Source organism: Mesorhizobium sp. M7A.F.Ca.CA.002.15.2.1 (genome assembly GCF_003998715.1).
Taxonomy (GTDB): domain Bacteria; phylum Pseudomonadota; class Alphaproteobacteria; order Rhizobiales; family Rhizobiaceae; genus Mesorhizobium; species Mesorhizobium ciceri.
This window is the reverse complement of record NZ_RZPI01000004.1, coordinates 23,679-38,901: the sequence shown is the minus strand read 5'-3', so window position 1 is coordinate 38,901 and position 15,223 is coordinate 23,679. Positions and strand designations below refer to the sequence as shown.

The following is a 15,223-nucleotide window of genomic DNA, read 5'->3' as shown; positions in this document are numbered from 1 at the left end:
GGCATTCGGCGGCGTATCAGGGCCAGCTTCAATGAGCAGCACGCGAGCGCCATAGGCGGAGAGCCTGCTCGCCATCACGCATCCAGAGGAGCCACCACCCACGACGATATAATCGAAAACCACGCAACTCCCCATCAAGGTACCAAGTGTGATGGGCTTCTTCAGCAAAGCGCTCCTCCTACCGCCTGAGATATGGTCACTTACGGCGCGGCAGCTCCACATCATGCCGTCTGTAACGGAGCGATTTGATCGCCAAATCGGTCGAGGGCATGCCCGAAGCGAGACCGAGCGACCCATCTGAACTATCTCTGAACCGACAAGCTCTCAATTCCAGGGCACATGCATCTCCGGACACGCCGGTGCGTCGGTGTGAATGATTGCAAGTTCGTAGGGCGAGAGCAGCGCTCGCCTACGGTTTCTTGCATCACCGTCTTCCGAGAAACAATGATACTAACAAGAGATAACGACGACTTTTTCGATTTTTACAGCAGTCAAGACTGTCACTTCAAAATATCGCATAACTACGTTATTGTAGACCCGGTCTCTTACATAGCGAAGGCCTACTTTCGGTGCTTTCCGAAGCGAACGCGTGTTCGTTGGGCGAATGAATGAAGTGACCTTCTCGAGCGTTAGGTTCTCGAAAGCAAACTGGATCGCTGCCCTGCCGGCCTCTGCGGCGATCCCCTTACCGGAAGACGCAAGGTGGAGGCACGATACGGTTTCCACATTAGTGGGATCTTCGGGCAGATACGGGCCACTGTACATCAATCCACAGTAGCCTGCGAATTTTCCGACTTGGCCTTCGCCTTTTACGAACACCATCCATAAGCCGAAACCATTGCTCTGCCAATGATGGATGAACTGTTGTAGTTTAGCTTTCGATTGCTCTCGGGTCGGATAGACTCCATCCCACATGGCATTTACCACAAATGGATCGCTATGAAGCTCATGTAGAAGAAGCTCGTCGCTATGCGACGGTGGCCTTAGGATTAGGCGCGGCGTTTCTAGAATGTACATGAGAAGCTCCCTTCTAGCCATAAGTTAGAGCCGCACTTACCTCCAACGCGGCCATGATCTCCTAGCATGAGCGTCAAGGCCGCAGTGCTTGATTGAAGGCGTTCGACGAGGTTTATGCTTAAGGTAGCGAGGTCTACACAAATCAAGCTTTGGGCGCCTAACCGTGTCAGTGTTGACGGCACCTGGAAAGCCGGCCCGAAGGCGATAAAAAAATTAGGCGCCTCCTTTCAGAATGGAAGCAGGCGACGCGCTGGTGAGCGGGCGCCTGATACGCGCAACATGCTGCGGCGGCGTTTACGCAAGGGGTTGCTTACCCCAAGGGGGGGGTATGGTATTGGCCCAAAACCGGCTAACTACATTGTTCATTTAAAATACGCGCCTCCTTCAAGCTTAACCTGCACTGGTCACTTTGCGAATGCCCGCCAGTGGGTTCTTCAGCGTGCCGACGGTGTGCAGGTATTCTCCCGGATCACCGAAGTCCACCATTTGCTGGTTTTTTTGTATCTGCAGTCGATTCATACATCGTCGCAGAAATTCTGGAGCGAATAGGTCATGCTGCCTGTATTTTTCGTCATATTCCGGATGTTTCGTCTGGTAGCCAAGGATGGACTCGCTTACGAGCTGCCAGAAGTGTGTCGACGGAAAATCAAGATGTTCTTCGAGTGTTACAGCCAAGTAACGAAAGAAGCAGTCGAAAACGTCGGTGAAAATGAAGTCGTGCTTCATGTCGCGATTTACTTGAATGCAGATCCTCTTAATCTCCTCCGGCACGTTGAGATCTCCGCCTAGAATACGAAGCTCCTCGCCAATGTCTTTCATGATAACTCGCGTCGGAGCGTGATCTTTCATAACTAGAATTATATTTTCTCCATGTGCCATAAACGCTAGATCGTAAGCATAAAAGCAGTGGAGAAGCGGCGCCAGATAAGATTCAAAATAGCGGCGTAGCCAAGCGGCGGCGTCTAACCCCGAGGCATTGATGAGGGCTGTCACGAGTGCTTCACCATTGTAATCGACATGAAGCAGCGACGCCATTGTCATCAGACGTTCCCCTTCTTTCAACTGCCGAAGGGGGCTTTCCCTCCACAGCGCAGAAAGCATCTGCTTGTAAGGGGAGTCCTTCTTGAGGGCGGTGTTGAAACAACGATTGCGATAGCCAATCGTCGCGACCTCGCGAAGGATGCTGAAGCCGTTGGCGGCTAAATAGGAGTCACTGTCGAGCAAATTCTTCAACCATTCGTTGATGGCGGGCGTCGCCAGCATGTGTGTCGGTGACAAGCCGCGCATAAACCCCATGTTAAGTATCGACAGCGCCGTTTTCACGTACCGTTTATGCGGATCGCTTATATTGAAAAGTGTGCGGATCGATTGCTGGGCATGATATATGTCCTTCCCCTGGCCTAGGCAGACAATGTGCCGGTTGGCGATATCCGCCGCGAAGATAGTTGAGAGCCGATTGAACCATTGCCAAGGATGCGCTGGCATATAGATGTAATCGGTCGAGTTTAGTCCCTTTTGACGCAACGCTGCGTCGAACTGTTCCAGCGCCTGTCGACCGAGTTCCTCGTGCATGAGAAGGTCGTAGTCGAGCGTTGAAATGGACTTAAACGTTGCCATTTCTTTATGGACGGCCAGCCATATGAGTCTTATCGAACTGCCCACCTCCGGCGCATAGCGACTATAGTCGAGCGCGTCAAAGCCAATGCGACCGTTATTCGCGATAAAGGTCGGGTGGCCCTCCGTCATGCCAGCCTCAACGATCTGGTAATCGGCAAAAGCCAGTTCTGCGGCGGATATCTCTGTTTTGGCCTGCTTGTACGCGCTGCCATACAGCGTGCTGCTGATCTCCTGCAGGTAAACCGGCATCATCTCTTCCTTTATGCCAAGATGGCGGCTGAACTCAATAACAAAATCAAGCGCATCCAGGGGGGCCGGCCTGCCCTCAATCCTTTTCTCCAGAGAGCCGGCGTCCACTTGCCAGTGATCTAGCAGGAGGCGCCGAGCCTGGAACCAATACTCCAACCCAGGGGTCTCGCTTTCCAGCACATACTTCCCCCAGTCGCCTTCCATTCGCTGGAGTCGAGGAGCAATTAGCAACTCGTGTGCAAATTCGCTGATTGCTTTACGGATAAGGAGCCGGTTGGCCTTTGCCCATAAATGCGGTTTCAAATGCTGCGTTACGCGTTCGGCTAGGCTTATCTCATCGTCTCGGGCTGTCATATCACTCACGATCTCAACTCCTTCAGAACGTAACGGTGTAAGGTTCGCGAACGCGCCTTACACTCGTCTCGCCAAACTTCGACGTCGCACAAAATCCGTTCTATTTTTCATCAGAAAGGATAAGAAATACCGGACCTCTTATACAAGTTAATTTCTAATGTGTTGTGTACCGTTCGTCTTCGCTCGTGATAAACCAGCAATATTACCATCTTACTTATATAATATATTAGAATACCGGTTTCACCGGCCCTGGACGTCGTCCTTCATCTTGCAACGAGCAAGAAGTGTGTATTGATTTGCACATGCCGTACTGTCGTTCGATCACGTCAAGCGGTCGGTGTCCATTGTTTGAGCTCTCCGAGTGTCCATTTTTGCTGTCCGTCTCCATACAATCGCATACGTCTAAAGCGGAATTTCCTTTGCTTGATAAGCCCAGACTGGGTAGGGGGGACTGAGTGAATGCCTACTCCGCTGAAATGCTGTCCTGCACCGCGCCAATGCTGTCGCGTACGATCGACAGACCACGGCGCAGTTCAGCCTCGGTTATGGTAAGGGCTGTCATGAACTTGAGCACCTCACCATACGAGCCAGCGATCTCGATCACCAAGCCGCGACGAAAAGCTTCCCGGGAAATGAGCCCCGGCAATGAGTGGTGCTTTGGTGATACGAGTCCATACATCAAGCCGCGGCCTCGGACATTCAGAGCAAGGCTGGGGAAGTCGTCTGCGATCGACTTGAGTTCTTGAGCCAAGATGGCTGATTTGCGAGCAATCTCATCTTCAAACTTGGAGTCGGACCAGTAAGTCTCAAGGGCCGCACGAGCAGTGACGAAAGCATAGTTGTTGCCCCTGAACGTGCCGGTGTGCGCACCCGGCGTCCAGACATCAAGTTCAGGCTTCATGAGGACAAGGGCCATAGGCGTTCCAATTGCAGACAACGACTTTGACAGGGTAACGATGTCCGGCACGATCTCAGCCGCCTCGAAACTGAAGAATTTCCCTGTGCGACCGACACCAGCCTGAATATCATCGAGGATCATCAGGATCTCGTGCCGAGAGGTCAGATCACGCAGCCGTTGCAGCCATTCAACGGTAGCAGCATTGACACCGCCTTCGCCCTGCACTGCTTCTAGGATCACCGCAGCGGGTTTGCCGAGACCACTGCTAGGATCATCGAGAAGCTTCTCGAAATACTCGATCGTGTCTGAAGCGCCGAGATAGCCCTCGTACGGCAACGATGTCACGTGCGCGAGGGGAAAGCCGACAGCATCTCGGAACTTCGTGTTTCCGGTTGCCGCCAACGCCCCAGCGCTGACTCCGTGAAACGAGTTCGTAAACGAAACGATGTTTGACCTGCCGGTCACTTGGCGAGCTAGCTTCAGAGCCGCCTCGACCGCGTTCGTACCTGTGGGGCCAGTAAATTGCAATTTATAAGACAGACCGCGGGGCTTCAAAATAAACTGCTCAAAAGCTTCGATGAAGGCCTTCTTGGCGGTCGTAGCAAGGTCGAGCCCGTGCACAATTCCGTCGCGCGCAATGTAGTCCAACAACGCCCGCGTGAAGGCTGGGTTGTTGTGCCCGTAATTCAAGGCTCCCGCGCCTCCCAAGAAGTCGATGTATTCCCGACCGTCTGTAGCTATGAGGGCAGTGCCGACGCCTCGATCGAACAGAACTGGGAACGCACGGACGTAGCTCCGCACCTCAGACTCAAGACGATCAAAGATCGCGAGGCTTACATCGTTTGTAGGAGTAAACTGCTTCTTCATAGGGCGAGTCCTGAATTGTAGCCTGCAAAGGCATCAGCCCAAACTGTCTGGCGAAGGCCATTTCAATCGGTTCGAGGTTCGGCTTGTATGACGGCAGCATGAGCAGTCACACGCCTGGCCACGCCAACTCACGGCCCAAGCCAGTCGATCGCTGCGAGGTCCAACGTCACGTCCACCAGAGAACAAGATCAGGCCGCGCAAATCCGAAAAAGCAATTCAGCACTAGGCGACGCTTTCCGTCGCCTAATTGACCGGTAACCCCGTGAACGAAGCCGCCATCGATTAGGGCGATATCCCCGGTTTTGAGCTCGAACTCGCGGCAAGGGACGGCTTCCAGATAGGCTGCCGAATAGGGATATCCAGTGGTCTCCACACCTTGCGATATCCGGTCCGCAACCGTCGGCTTGTGGCTCCAGAGCTTCAGATTGCCGCCTTCCTCAGGCATGCTGGGATAGAGGTTGAGCGCTGCGACCGTATTGTGCGCCACCGCAGAAAGCTCGTAATCATCGCCAGCACGTAAGACTTGAGCGACGTCGTCGTGGGGATCCAAGGAAAATGTGCCTGTGCCCGACCAACTGAGGCCGCGACAAACATTGGCCTGGCCGTGTTCGGAACGGGCTAGCCGCAATTCGATTCCCTGGTTGTGAAGCTCTCGCTTCAACGCCCTGAATACTGCTCGAACCGGGTCAACCAAATTCTTAAAAAGGGCATCGACGTACGGCCGCGCGTTTTCGGCGTCTGCGAAATAGGTGGCTGCATCCTTCCTGTAGTGAGATGCGCCGACATATTGTCCGGGCACACCATCTTTACGCTCTCTGAGACCAGAGCTTCCAATAAAGTTCGTAGTGATCTCCTCGGCTACTTCGGTGCTGAAAGCTTGCTTGATGTGCAGAGCGGTGAGCTCACCTTTCAGGACCGAGATGATCTCCGCCGTGTTGATCGACCCGGTCCGTTCTTTGATCGAAACCGGCGAGATGGCTGGCACTTGAGATATCTGACTAGGCATTGTCTTGCTCCTGTAGTGCGTGTTCAAGGATGGTGATGCCACGATCGAGTTCGGCATCGGTGATGGTTATCGGTGGGAGGACTTTGATAACGTCGCGATTTGGCCCCGAGGATTCGATAAGAAGGCCATTTTCGAATGCGACATCGTGCACGCGGCCGACAACTGCCGGTGAACGGCATTTCAGGCCGGCCATCAGACCGCGGCCGCGCTTCTGTTCGATGTATCTTGGAAATTTCGCAACCAGGCGATCGAGGTGCGTTTGCAGCCTGACGGCTGTCCGCTCGACACCTGCAGTAAATTTCCTATCCGACCACATCTTGCACATGGCTCCTGCCGTCACGAAGGCGAAATTGTTGCCTCTGAAGGTCCCGCTATGTTCTCCGGGCTTCCATATGTCCAAGTCGGGTCGAATCAGAACGATGGACAACGGACTACCTGAACCGCTTAGGGACTTGGAAAGACACACAATATCCGGTTCGATTTTCGCGGACTCGAATGAGAAGAAATCGCCAGTTCGGCCCGCACCCGCCTGAATATCGTCGACGATAAAAACAATGCCGTGCGTACGGCAAATGCGCTGAATTTCCGTGAGCCAAGCTGCGGATGCGGCGTTCATGCCGCCTTCGGCCTGGATGGTCTCCAGAATGATTGCGGCAGGCTTTTCTATGCCGCTCCCCGGGTCGCTCAAAACGCTGTCGATGTAACTGGCGGAATCGAAAGCTTGGCTCGGATAGCCGTCATAGGGAACACGGATCACATCGTGGCGAGCGACGCCTCCCAGTTCCCTGGTTGAGGCCGAGCCCGACACCGCTAGAGAGCCGAGCGACATGCCGTGGAACGCATTCGTAAAGGCCATGACGCTCGAGCGGCCGGTGTATTTTCGCGCCAGCGCCAGCGCCGCTTCGTTGGCGTTCGTGCCGGTCGGCCCGGGAAACTGAATCTTGTACGAAAGGCCTCTGGGTTTCAGGATCCAATCGACGAACCCTTCAATGAAGTCACGCTTTGCCGCCGTATGCATATCAAGCGACAGAAGAATGTTCTCACCGACGAGATATTCAATCGCTGGCGCCATAATATCCGGATTGTTGTGCCCGTAGTTGAGTGCGCCGGAACCCACCAGGAAATCGATAAAGGGCTTACCCGTCTCGTCCCAGATCGTCGCCCCAAGGGCCTTCGTAAAGACGGTGGGGAACGCCCGGCAATAACGACGAACGTTAGATTCATGAGCCGTGAAAGCGTCGGTGTCCATATCAAGTCCTCTGCACATAGTCTTTCAAAGAAGAGAGCTGTTTAATGGCTAGTGGTTTGCGGCAGATGTTCGTCGCTTAACGTTGAAGCAGAATGCCGGAGGCAGCTTTGTTTGGTCTGGGTTTGGTCTGGTGATGCCGGCATCCTCATCAAATATTGTTGGGTTGCGTTGCCCTCCATTCGGATGCTTTCGAATGTGCTGCAACAGGATGGCTTCTAAAGCTTCCGCGAAAGCATCGCTACTATGGCATCAGGTAGTTGACGTACCCACCCTTCGCTGCCCATAGCGCTCCGGACAAATGAATGAGTCCAAGGAGATCAGCAGGGTCGCGTCGCCAGAGGTTGTGTCGCTCGGCGGTAGCGAAGCCGCTCGCGAGCGCGCTCCTCAATAGCGCCGTAGCGAGCGAGCGGCTTCGCGGCGGTCATCAATATTCGCCGTTCAACCTCGGGCTGCGGACACCAACCTGATTCAAGAAACTATTTGATGACCGATGACACAGCGAAAGCCACGCTCTCTTTGAGAAGAATGCGGATTCCGATCTCTTGCGCGATGACTGGCCCGAGCCGCCGGATCAAGAGGGCGGGGCCGCCGTGGACCCCCTTGACGGAAAGCCCGTTCGTAGGCCAGGCGGAAGCAACCGGGAGACGCGCTGGCGAAGGGCCGCATCGGTTTCGAGAACGTCCACTACCGCGACGGCAACCATCCCCGGCCGCAGCTGGGCTGCTGCCTTCAGGCGAGTCGAAAAGGAGATCGTCCGGGAGGGTGAAGGCGTTGACGAGGTGAGCCGTGAGTAAGCAATCAAGCTCTGATCGGGATCGACTAACACTGTTTCCATCCGACCGATGGTTGACCTGTGATCGGCGTTACCTCAAGCTAGGCAGGCCGACAAGCTCGGTTGGAAGGCGAAGACCTTTCGATGAGCTCGTCTCCGAAATGCTCGAGGCCCACTGCCGCGCCTACAGGAACATACTGGCGTAACGTGAAAACACGATGGCGTCGCGGGCAGGTGCATCTGTCGTGGGGCCATCCGCACTGCCAGGCACGCCCTCTCGGCCGGCATGCACTCAGGTCCGGTCGTTTGGGTCGGCGAATTCACACATCCTGCAAAGCAGAAAACCATCTGCTCCATTCATGCGGTCGACGATTTCGCGAAAAACTGGCTTTTCAAACAGAGCGGAGTAACCCTCATATAGAAGGTTGCCCAATACGTGACGCCGTTCAAAATCCATAGAGCACAGGGTAACGTCGCCGTTTGGAAGAAGAACATTCCGATACTGTCGTGCGTCCACGCAGGTTAGGGCTCCGACCACTGGCTGACGTGGTGCAACGATCTTAGGGTCGACGCTTCCACCCCTACTGCTCACCGGCCGCGCTTTTATCAGGGCTTCGGTAGGAATAATGTCGGCTATATCTGGGTGGGGCTCGCCCAAGGCCACGAATCGGATCAAGGGGATGTCCGCGTCGACGAGTTGACGAACCAGATCGCGATACTTGTCTCCGACCAGGCGGCTGTTCATGTAGGTGCCGTCATCGAAAACATGGACCACGAATACGCCCAAGCGCAAGGCTTGCAATCGCTGCAGGTCCTGCCCGTTCATTCCCACCAGCGTCGTAAAAATCCTGATGCCATGGCCTTTGGCGAAGGCGTGCTCCACCATTTCGGTACAGTCCGGATTGAGCCAAGGTTCGGAGTATCCCGCAAAACCAATGTCGACGGAAGTCGGTACGCGGGCCAGACACCGCTTGAAATCTTCAAGATCCAGATGACTCGCATGAGACACTTTTCTTTGCCGGACCGCGAACTTGTCCTGGGGACAATATGAACATCCTACGACGCATCCCGTGGTCGTCGTTATCTCCAAAACCCTGCCGGCTGTGTTTGCTGAGCGAAGTTCCGGTAAAATCACTGGTGATTACTCCCATCTACTTCCTGCGAAGCGCCACGATGGTGTGCGTGTGCCTTTGGCTTTCTGATACCGCCTGCTGATCTACCGAGGCAACGCAGACATCTACCCTTTTTGGCAGCCTAAGCCGCCCGGTTCACCGATTTGCCGGGCCGACCCTTCACAAACTTCCAGCGCGTCGGACCAGAGACAGCATTGCATCTTTCGAGGCATCACTCGCTCCGGAGATGTAGCCTCAACCGTTGGTCGCTGGCCCGTCGCCGAGATGCGCGCGCAGCACCCTCGAACCCGCCGGAGAGAAGCTTTCTGGATGCCGTCGATCATCCTTCATCGAGCGAGTTCCGTGTTCTCATGCGGGTCAGCCCTCACACTATATTGCCGCACATCGACCAGCAAAGGCCGAGCTAGTGCGCCTGGCGCGCAGTTACTGCGAGATAGGCTTCGAAAAGCCCGACAGGGCTAAGACGCTCCGCTGTATTGAACCCGAAATGTTTTCTGACAGCTGTCAGATTTTGGACACACATCACTCATCGTCAGTCGCTTAATACGGATGGTAATTTCTTCCAGGAATCGGTGACATTGAACACCACCCTGTCATGACCGCCCAATCTCAGCGAAGCGAACTCAGCATCGCCACCAGGACCAAGCCTGAAGATAAATCCGCCGTAGCAGCGTCAACGACATTTTGCTTTCGAAGCCGGATGGATTGCACGAGGTGATTCGCGCCGTGATGCAGGAGGTGCTCGAGGCCGAGATGGACGAGGCGCTGGGTGCTTCGAAGAGCGAGCGCACGCCGGAGCGTCTCGGCTATCACGCGCGCTACTACGGGCGGAGAACTAGCTGCGCACCTACGGCGGTTGGATAATCCCAAGGTTCAAAGCTTTTACAACAGCTACCGTTCTGCTGGTCGCATCCAACTTCCGCATTACATTTTTTAAATGGAAATCTATCGTATTTCGTGATCTGCCTAAAATAGTTCCTATTTCCCAAGATGATTTTCCTTGTGACACCAAATCAATGCACTCTATTTCTCTCGGAGACAGGTTATGAGCTCGTTCCGACGCAGTCGTAGTGTCGAACTTCGTAACCATCCGATGAAACCGCAGCGCGGCCATTTGCAGGTAGGTGATCGCTCTATTCTGCAATTCGCAGTCCGAGGATTGAGCAAAACTCACAAACCTAAAGCTGCCACCAGGGCCATGTAATGGGACGGTAACGCCTGACCTCAAGCCGAATGTTGCTGCTTCGTCCAAGACGCGGCGTCCATCTTCAGTTATGTTTTCATCAGTATACACCTCGCTCCATCGAAAGGGTCCCGCCTCCTTTCGACCTTTCTTGATGAGGGGGTCTATTTTGGCATAGCCCATTCTCGAGTAGCGCTCCTGCCATTCAGCAGGATAATTCCACATCACCACAGAACCCTCCCGGTTCGGCTTGAAAGCCCTCTCTGATGCGAGCGGCCCATAGGCAATCCACGGGCAATCGAAATTCAGCGCAAACGCAGACAACAGTTCGAACAACTGTTCGGATTGAGCGACATCATCAGTCATCTTGAGGAATAGGTCTAACTCCACCGCAATCCGCCGGAGTTCCATGATGTCTCCTTCATTGCGTTCTCATTGGTGCACAGTTTGCTCCAACCCAGCCTCGCAACATCCGAAGTCAACGGGACTCGAGCCGGAGTTCCTTCCGCCACCTGGAGTACCCTCAAGAGTCGTGCCAGCTTGCGAGCGAAGCTTCTCCTTCAGGTCGTCAATCGACGGGGGAGGTACCCAGGAGGCGAACCGACAGCACTGTGTCGGGGAGCGCACAATCCGACAGTCGAGCATTCGATTGACGGAATATGGGCAGGAAAGTATTCGCGGCGCGCTTTTGAAATCAGCACCTAAGTGCCGGGCCTGAGAAAGCTGCATTGCAACTGTACTTATTTGATCGAGGCAAGAACAAGCTCAAAATTCAATCGATACATCGACCTTCTTTTCCAATCTCCCGAGTTGAGCAGCCGTAGCAATCGTATCGACTGGATGGCGGCTGACTTTCTCCAGGCTCGGTAACCTGCTGAATTTGTCCTTCGGATGTTCCCGCTCAGTTGGCACGACTTTTGAACTCACCGTCGTGAGGCGGCAAGAGCTGCCCGCCAAAATTGATGCTGTTATGGGGGAGGTCGAAATTCCAGTTTTGTCTTTTATCGTCTTTGGGACCGAGCGTGTTGATGCGCCCGCTTGGAAACTATGAGACGTTTCCCCGTCCATGGGCGCGGCGCCACTTGTCGCGACGTTTTCGCCTTCACTGTTCGCCTCTGGAACAGGCAGCCGGCCCGGCTCGCGATCATCATGACCGCGATGCTCGCCTCCACGCTGGCTGACGTGTTGATGCCGCTCTATTCTGGCCGACTCATCGACGCTGTTTCTCGTGCTGCTAATGCGGCAGCACCAGCTTCGGATTCAGCTGTTGCAGCATTCTCTGTACCGATTGCATTGGCACTCGGTGGCATTGCCATGCGCCACGTCGCCTTCATTGGCCTGAGCGACCTGGTGTTGAAAATGATTTCCGACGTCGCGACCGAAGCGTTCCATCATGTGCAGCGCTTTTCGACAGACTGGCATGCAAACAGCTTCGCCGGCTCGACAGTGCGCAAGATAACGCGCGGCATGTGGGCGCTCGACCTCCTCAACAGCACGATACTCGTCACGCTGCTCCCGTCGTTTGTCATCTTGATCGGCTCGACGGTGCTGCTCGGCTGGCACTGGCCGGTCATGGGCGTGATCTTTGCTTGCGGCTCTCTCGTCTACCTTGCGTTTTCGATTTCGCTGTCGCTCGGCTATGTCGCGCCAGCGGCGAGCCTTGCCAACCGATGGGACACAAGGCTCAGCGGCGCGCTTGCGGACGCGGTCAGTTGCAACGCTGTGGTCAAGGGCTTCGGCGCAGAGGTTCGCGAAGACGAGCGGCTTGCAAATATCATGACGAAATGGCGGCACCGCGCGCGCCGGAGCTGGGTGCGCGGAACGATCATCGGCTCAACCCAAGGCGTAACTTTGGTTGCGCTCAGGGTGGCGGTGGTCGGATATGCCCTGCTTCTGTGGTCGCATGGACAGGCAACGCCGGGCGAGATAGCATATGTTCTCACGTCCTTCATCGTCCTGCAGGGCTATCTGCGTGATGCCGGCATGCATGTCCGCAACGTGCAGCACTCGGTTAATGATATGGAAGAACTGGTGGCCATCCACAATCAGCAGGTGGATGTTGCCGATCGTCCAGAGGCCAAGCCGATCCGGATCACGAACGGCCGTATCGATTTCGAGAACGTCCACTTCCGCTACGCCAACCATCCCCTGCCGCTCTATAGCGAATGTTCGCTGTCGATTGAAGCTGGCGAAAGGGTTGGGTTGGTTGGACCCTCCGGTTCCGGCAAGACAACATTCGTGAAGCTGATCCAGAGACTCTACGACCTGAGCGGCGGCCGGATCCTGATAGACGGTCAGGACGTCTCGGAGGTGACCCAAGAGTCCCTTCGTTCGCAGATCGCGATCGTGCAGCAGGAGCCGATCCTGTTTCACAGGTCGCTTGCCGAGAACATCGCCTATGGCCGGCCTGGCGCGAGCCAGGCCGAGATCGAGCAAGCGGCACGACTGGCAAGTGCCCACGAATTCATCGCGCCCCTGCCGAAGGGCTATGGGACATTGGTCGGCGAAAGGGGTTTGAAGCTCTCCGGCGGCGAGCGCCAGCGCGTGGCGATCGCGCGCGCCTTCCTCGCGAACGCGCCGATCCTTATTCTGGACGAGGCCACATCGAGCCTCGATTCGGAATCCGAGGTGCTCATTCAACAAGCGGTGGATCGGTTGATGGTGGGCCGAACCACACTCGTCATCGCACACCGGCTGTCGACGGTCCGCTCGCTCGATCGGCTGCTCGTCTTCGACCGTGGCCGCATCATGGAGGACGGCGATCATGCCGCCCTGATCAATCTCGATGGTGGCATTTACCGCCGCCTCTTCGAACGGCAGGCGTTGGAACTCGCGAAGGGCCTGGCCTGATCGCTAAACCGGCTTGCGCGATGCGCCGAGCCGTTGCCGGAGAGGGGTGTGGCAGTGACGAGCGGCGGGCGTTAGGCGGCAAAACCAGCACGGCCGGAACTGTCCGCCAAACGGGCGAGCGGGAATGCACCACGTCTAAGCTTCGGCGAATGCGCGCAGTTACACGCGGGCACCGAATTGTCGCGCCTAACGGCGCACGCACCAAAAGGGCGGGAATGTCGACGGCCCGGGAAGAGTGCGGCCCTCGCCGTTACCCACATTTCGCCAAAGGAAGCGAAGTCAACGCACATTGAGAGGGCGGTGCTTCCCGGCCGGCCGGGATCCCTGTCGCTGGCCCAACCTACCGCACGCTGGCCACGTCAACGGTTCAAAGTCCCTTCGGTTCGCAAAGTCGTCCCCTTGGAGACCCGGAAGCGCAGGAGCTCCGACCGCAGTCTTCGCTCAACTCTGGCCATCTGCTCCGGGATTGGATTCCGTTCCCTTGCTAGCACAGTGGCAGCTGAGCACGAACTCGCCGGCCCCGTGTCTTTCGATTACGGCCAACGGGCTTAGGAAGAGATTGGATTCGCCGGCCCTCTGCGGAGCGAATGAACAGTTCTACAGATCATCGACGTCCGCGAAAAAGAGCACGCAGCCGAAATAGCAGGCCTGAAGCAGCAGCGAACAGGCCAGCGTCGTGACGACTGCCACACGGATCGAATCCAAAGCGAAGTAAACCATCGACGCATTGCTGCACAGGACCAGCCCCACGAGCCGACAAAAAGATGAAGTGCAACGCCGTTCTCCTGGTTTTCGCCAGATCATGTTGCGAGCTCGTCGGCCGCAACATGCGTCTGGCAGTTCTTGGGGCAGACGCGGCCGCAGGCTCCGCAGCCTATGCAGCGGCCGGCATCATCGACAACCATGATCATGCGATTGAGCTTGCCGTCGAAATCGTCGTCCTCGTCATCGCAGGGGCCGAGGATTTCACCCGCATCATCAACGCCGTGAAGATGCATGACATCGCGCGAGCAGACCTTGAAACAACGGCAGCAGCCGATGCAGGTCTTGCTATCGATGGAGGTCAGGTACGGCGGCATCCAAATGGAGCCGTCACGGGTGGTGAATGTGCGCATCATCCTAAATTCTTCATTGAAGCGAGTTCTCTCTTGGCAACATCCAACTCGGCATAAACGGCTTGGGTTTTCTCGGCGACTTCCTGTATGTCGGCCCACTTGCCCGGCAGACCCTCGACAAGGTCCTGCAATGCCATCTTGGCAATAGCTGCACGCAACTGGAGCTTTCAGACTTTTTTCCTCATCCTATCTAGGTCTGACATAGATCCTTCCTGGAACAATGGTTTCTTGATGCGCTCCATCTCGGGCTAGGCTTCAATGGCTGCAGTCGCATCGTCGACCAGTTTCGTACCGGCCTCAGCAAGTTTGCGGAAAGTCTCGAAGCCGAACCGGTGGACGTCTCGACAGAACGCCCAACCGCCGGAAGCCCCCACGGGTTTCATTTCTATTGTCGGCGACGTCGACACGCCGGAGCGCTCCTCGATCGCAAGCGCTACGGCGGTGTAAAACATGTCGAGCCTCCACAGCGCGTCAGGATCGGGATCGCCGCCAAAGGGTACCGCACGTTGCTGTTGCTTGGTGATGATGAACTCGGCCAGCAGCTCGGCATCCGAATGGCCTTCCCATAAGCCGAAGGAATCCTGAGTACGAATGAGCCGCAGGAGGCATTTGACGAACGGGGAAGCAAGGGCCTCGTCGTCCCCGTGGACAGCAGGGCCAACCGGTTCATGAGGAATTTCGCTTTTCCCCAATTTCAGTACTCCTCTTGAAGGACGATCTCTTTTTCTGCGATGTGTGGTTCGGGCGCTTGCGTGGGCGGGGAATGGCTTGGGCGAGCCGATCCCACGCAACAGTGTCCCGTGGCCGACCTCGAGCACGTCCACCAATGCGAGACCTTTCACCGCGGCGCGAACGCCTGCGCCGCGGTTCGACCCGAGGTAAACGCAATGGAAATTCCACCTGCCGCAAGCCG

General features: G+C 55.9%; 14 protein-coding genes and 1 pseudogene. 2 read left to right on the top strand and 13 right to left on the bottom strand.

Translation table 11 applies throughout. The annotated features are described in order from the left end of the window. The 7 genes from ENZ74_RS00750 to ENZ74_RS00720 form a co-directional block, all read right to left on the bottom strand. A partial coding sequence (locus ENZ74_RS00750; RefSeq protein WP_141245433.1) for an NAD(P)-binding protein occupies positions 1-135 on the bottom strand: 135 nt, incomplete at its 3' end. Positions 136-450: 315 nt separating this feature from the next. Continuing rightward, positions 451-1,017, bottom strand: a complete 567-nt coding sequence (locus tag ENZ74_RS00745; RefSeq protein ID WP_158515808.1) for a GNAT family N-acetyltransferase — start codon at positions 1,015-1,017, stop codon at positions 451-453. 390 nt (positions 1,018-1,407) lie between these two features. Continuing rightward, a complete protein-coding gene (locus ENZ74_RS00740; protein WP_063169359.1) occupies positions 1,408-3,237 on the bottom strand; it encodes an IucA/IucC family siderophore biosynthesis protein in 1,830 nt (609 codons plus the stop codon). Between the two features lie 463 nt (positions 3,238-3,700). Next, positions 3,701-5,002: a diaminobutyrate--2-oxoglutarate transaminase gene (gene ectB, locus ENZ74_RS00735; RefSeq protein ID WP_063169360.1), complete on the bottom strand. Its 1,302-nt coding sequence runs from the start codon at positions 5,000-5,002 to the stop codon at positions 3,701-3,703. A 166-nt stretch (positions 5,003-5,168) separates the two neighbouring features. Then, positions 5,169-6,008, bottom strand: coding sequence for a hypothetical protein (locus ENZ74_RS00730; RefSeq protein WP_063169361.1), 840 nt, complete (start codon positions 6,006-6,008; stop codon positions 5,169-5,171). Continuing rightward, the gene (gene ectB, locus ENZ74_RS00725) at positions 6,001-7,257 is read right to left on the bottom strand and encodes a diaminobutyrate--2-oxoglutarate transaminase (RefSeq protein WP_063169362.1); all 1,257 of its coding nucleotides are present in this window, start codon (positions 7,255-7,257) and stop codon (positions 6,001-6,003) included. The genes ENZ74_RS00730 and ectB (ENZ74_RS00725) overlap by 8 nt, the downstream gene beginning before the upstream one ends. A gap of 1,064 nt (positions 7,258-8,321) precedes the next feature. Continuing rightward, complete coding sequence (locus tag ENZ74_RS00720) at positions 8,322-9,038, bottom strand: SPASM domain-containing protein (RefSeq protein WP_224571099.1); 717 nt, start codon at positions 9,036-9,038, stop codon at positions 8,322-8,324. Between the two features lie 719 nt (positions 9,039-9,757). Between ENZ74_RS00720 and ENZ74_RS00715 the strand changes: the two are divergent. Next, positions 9,758-9,993 (top strand): annotated as a pseudogene (locus ENZ74_RS00715) (transposase); the annotation flags it as partial. A gap of 16 nt (positions 9,994-10,009) precedes the next feature. Here ENZ74_RS00715 and ENZ74_RS00710 read toward each other — a convergent pair. Together ENZ74_RS00710 and ENZ74_RS34305 are read right to left on the bottom strand one after the other, a co-directional pair. After that, positions 10,010-10,756 carry a LuxR family transcriptional regulator gene (locus ENZ74_RS00710; RefSeq protein ID WP_063169365.1) on the bottom strand — a complete coding sequence of 249 codons (747 nt, stop codon included), beginning with the start codon at positions 10,754-10,756 and terminating at the stop codon, positions 10,010-10,012. Between the two features lie 354 nt (positions 10,757-11,110). Next, positions 11,111-11,413 carry a hypothetical protein gene (locus ENZ74_RS34305; RefSeq protein ID WP_127262113.1) on the bottom strand — a complete coding sequence of 101 codons (303 nt, stop codon included), beginning with the start codon at positions 11,411-11,413 and terminating at the stop codon, positions 11,111-11,113. On the opposite strand from ENZ74_RS34305, the gene ENZ74_RS00705 reads away from it, so the two are divergent. After that, a complete protein-coding gene (locus ENZ74_RS00705; protein ID WP_063169366.1) occupies positions 11,393-13,195 on the top strand; it encodes an ABC transporter ATP-binding protein in 1,803 nt (600 codons plus the stop codon). The genes ENZ74_RS34305 and ENZ74_RS00705 overlap by 21 nt on opposite strands. A 597-nt stretch (positions 13,196-13,792) precedes the next feature. On the opposite strand, the gene ENZ74_RS00700 is transcribed toward ENZ74_RS00705, so the two are convergent. From ENZ74_RS00700 to ENZ74_RS00685, 4 genes are all read right to left on the bottom strand, one after another. Continuing rightward, the gene (locus tag ENZ74_RS00700) at positions 13,793-13,999 is read right to left on the bottom strand and encodes an exopolysaccharide production repressor protein (RefSeq protein ID WP_082826584.1); all 207 of its coding nucleotides are present in this window, start codon (positions 13,997-13,999) and stop codon (positions 13,793-13,795) included. Next, positions 13,996-14,313, bottom strand: coding sequence for a ferredoxin III, nif-specific (fdxB, locus tag ENZ74_RS00695; RefSeq protein WP_189367684.1), 318 nt, complete (start codon positions 14,311-14,313; stop codon positions 13,996-13,998). Before fdxB ends, ENZ74_RS00700 begins: the two co-directional genes overlap by 4 nt. Further along, positions 14,310-14,468, bottom strand: coding sequence for a CCE_0567 family metalloprotein (locus ENZ74_RS00690; RefSeq protein ID WP_224571204.1), 159 nt, complete (start codon positions 14,466-14,468; stop codon positions 14,310-14,312). Before ENZ74_RS00690 ends, fdxB begins: the two co-directional genes overlap by 4 nt. Before the next feature lie 90 nt (positions 14,469-14,558). Then, positions 14,559-15,002 (bottom strand): DUF269 domain-containing protein, encoded by a 444-nt coding sequence (locus tag ENZ74_RS00685; protein WP_224571203.1) that lies wholly within the window; start codon positions 15,000-15,002, stop codon positions 14,559-14,561. Positions 15,003-15,223 lie beyond the last annotated feature (221 nt).

Excerpts from the sequence above, each read along its gene's own strand:
- ENZ74_RS00745 (WP_158515808.1), bottom strand. The coding sequence starts at position 1,017 with ATGTACATTCTAGAAACGCCGCGCCTAATCCTAAGGCCACCGTCGCAT.
- ENZ74_RS00740 (WP_063169359.1), bottom strand. The coding sequence starts at position 3,237 with ATGACAGCCCGAGACGATGAGATAAGCCTAGCCGAACGCGTAACGCAG.
- ectB (WP_063169360.1), bottom strand. The coding sequence starts at position 5,002 with ATGAAGAAGCAGTTTACTCCTACAAACGATGTAAGCCTCGCGATCTTT.
- ENZ74_RS00730 (WP_063169361.1), bottom strand. The coding sequence starts at position 6,008 with ATGCCTAGTCAGATATCTCAAGTGCCAGCCATCTCGCCGGTTTCGATC.
- ectB (WP_063169362.1), bottom strand. The coding sequence starts at position 7,257 with ATGGACACCGACGCTTTCACGGCTCATGAATCTAACGTTCGTCGTTAT.
- ENZ74_RS00710 (WP_063169365.1), bottom strand. The coding sequence starts at position 10,756 with ATGGAACTCCGGCGGATTGCGGTGGAGTTAGACCTATTCCTCAAGATG.
- ENZ74_RS00705 (WP_063169366.1), top strand. The coding sequence starts at position 11,393 with ATGAGACGTTTCCCCGTCCATGGGCGCGGCGCCACTTGTCGCGACGTT.
- ENZ74_RS34305 (WP_127262113.1), bottom strand. The coding sequence starts at position 11,413 with ATGGACGGGGAAACGTCTCATAGTTTCCAAGCGGGCGCATCAACACGC.
- ENZ74_RS00700 (WP_082826584.1), bottom strand. The coding sequence starts at position 13,999 with ATGATCTGGCGAAAACCAGGAGAACGGCGTTGCACTTCATCTTTTTGT.
- fdxB (WP_189367684.1), bottom strand. The coding sequence starts at position 14,313 with ATGATGCGCACATTCACCACCCGTGACGGCTCCATTTGGATGCCGCCG.